We start from the raw sequence: 2,451 nt of genomic DNA on the forward strand, positions 1-2,451 counted from the left end.
AACCTGAAATGTATGCAACAGATTTCCTTGTAAAAAATAATAATGAGATGTATATACTAGCTGTCAATGTTGATGAAGAATGTGCAACGGACTTTTATCAGTATAGTAAATAGGCAAAGTAATCATCCTGGAGAGATGAAAGATGAAGTGTGTTCACCAGGTGGAACTACAATAGTAGTACATAACATATAATTTAATATGGCAAAGAGAAAGCTGAGATCCAAATCTCAGCTTTCTCTTTATCTTAGCGTGTCCACATTGGAAATAATCCCGTACTTTAGTAAAAGTGCACAGCTAAGAATTAGGAAATAAAAAGTATAAGAAGTAAGTATATTGTGTAATGGGAGTTTAAGGTTTGGTTTAATAGTTGTGGGATATGTAGAAGGTCTAAGTATGAATCGTGTAAAAATATTATGGTATATATTTAACTATTAAATCACAAACTAACAATATACTTGTTTATATTATATAATACAATAATACGGTTAGTCAACTTCTTTTGTATTTATATCTATTGTATAATTGCAAATAGGAAGGTGAGTAAAATATGGACTTAGGAAATAGATTGGCACAGCAAAGAAAAAAATATGGATATACACAAAAAAAGCTTGCAAACAAACTGAATCTTTCGCAGCAAATAATAAGTAATATAGAGAGAGGTGCTTCAGCACCAGATATCAATTTCTTAAAGGGAACTGCTGATATCTATAAAATAACAATTGATGAATTAATTGGAAGAGAAGAAATTTATGAAACAAAAACGAGTACAGAAAAGCAAATCTTAGATGTTGTTAGAGAGATGAATGATTATGAAAAAGAATTGAGTTTAGGACTTGTGAATCAAATCGTTGAGAACAGAAAAAAGAATAGAGATAAAGATAAATAAAAGCATTGCAATTTTGAATGAGTTGCAATGCTTTTTTTATTTGTGAAAAAATATGAATTATAGGATTCTGAAACAACAGGTTATCTCACATATCATTTCAATCAGGTAGGAAGTACTACAGCATTAACAGATCAAACAGGTGAAGTAGTACAAAACTATAGTTATGATCCATATGGTGAATTGCTTACTGAGAATAATGAGGCAGATGCGATTCGTTTCTTATATAATGGTGAATATGGAGTAATAACAGATGCGAACAATCTGTACTTTATGCGAGAAAGATACTATAATGTAGATAGTAAGAGATTCACCAGCGAAGATGTTATAGTTGGAAGTATAAGTGACAGTGCAAGTTTGAATCGATATGCATATGTACAAGGCAATCCAATAACTTATGTAGATCCATTAGGATTATCACCATATAGTATTTTAAGTTCATTAGGGCACAGTCTATTTAATGCAGCTGGATTTATACCAGGGATAGGCGAGCTTTTTGACTGTGTTAATGCTTTATGGTATGCGGCGGAAGGAAATAGTGAAGATGCTATAAGCTCATTTGTCTCAGCATTACCGTTCGTTGGGTCTGTTGCTGGAAATAGTATGAAATGGTTGAGTAAGGGATCTAAATGGGCAACTAAAGCATCTAAATATGTCGATGCAACCTGTAATATTATAGCAGGAACCTCCACTCTTTATCGTTCATCTGATAGTGCTTACAAAAGAGTAGAATATCTGTACGATAATTACATCAAAACAGGAAAGAAATTTGATGGTAGGGCAGCCAGGGAAATCCTTGGTCTAGCATTAGATATAACTTCCAGCGTTCTAGCAGGAAAGCAGATGAAGAGCGGCATAGGAGGATTTTGCAAGCAGGCAAAAGAGGACTGGCAGCTTAGGAAAGCGCTTGATGGATATTCTGTGGCGGATGGGAAGAAACCATCTCTTAAAATGAATTTGCAGTTGTTTGCGAGCAATAGAAGTAAGGGTGGTAGTTCTACATATATTCCGAGAGATGCTGATGGAAATCCAATACCTTTAAATAAACAAAGAGTAAATGGTCAGGATATTCCGCTGGCAGAGACAGCAGCACAAGGAAGACCGCATACCGTGTTAGGTGGTAAAGTAAGTTCCGAAACTGGAGAAGTATATAGGCAGTCAGCAACATTCCCAGCAGGGACTTGGCCTACAGCTAATGGTCAGAATGTTCCGTGGAGTGAGGTGCATTGGACTGACCATGGAGCACCACATCATCATACTAATCCACATCAACATATATTTGAATATAGACCAGATAAAGGAGGATGGATTAGAAGTGAACCGACAATATTTGAACCTTAAGGAAAGTGGAAAAGATGGATTATACATTAGATATAATTATTTTAAAAGAAGAGATAAAACAAATTGATTTATATGAGAAAAAAATTGAATGGGGAGGAGAAAGTTTATCGTGTGACCCACCATGCTATATTGGGCAGAAGAATATTGTTTTTGAACAAATTCGTAACGAAAAGTATTACGATAGGATTATTGGAAAGAAGTTAGAAGACAATTCTATAGTATTAAAT

At 34.4% G+C, this 2,451-nt stretch carries 3 protein-coding genes and 1 pseudogene; all 4 read left to right on the top strand.

Annotated elements, in window-relative coordinates; genetic code table 11:
* Nucleotides 1-72 precede the first annotated feature (72 nt).
* A complete protein-coding gene (locus ACW2QF_RS09740) occupies nt 73-192 on the top strand; it encodes a pyrroline-5-carboxylate reductase dimerization domain-containing protein (RefSeq protein WP_455715809.1) in 120 nt (39 codons plus the stop codon).
* A gap of 355 nt (nt 193-547) precedes the next feature.
* A complete protein-coding gene (locus ACW2QF_RS09745) occupies nt 548-886 on the top strand; it encodes a helix-turn-helix domain-containing protein (protein WP_455715810.1) in 339 nt (112 codons plus the stop codon).
* 174 nt (nt 887-1,060) lie between these two features.
* Nucleotides 1,061-2,224: pseudogene (locus ACW2QF_RS09750) on the top strand (RHS repeat-associated core domain-containing protein); the annotation flags it as partial.
* 14 nt (nt 2,225-2,238) lie between these two features.
* Nucleotides 2,239-2,451 (top strand): hypothetical protein (locus ACW2QF_RS09755; RefSeq protein WP_455715811.1); only part of this gene is annotated, 213 nt, incomplete at its 3' end.

Source organism: Anaerosporobacter sp., from assembly GCF_965301125.1.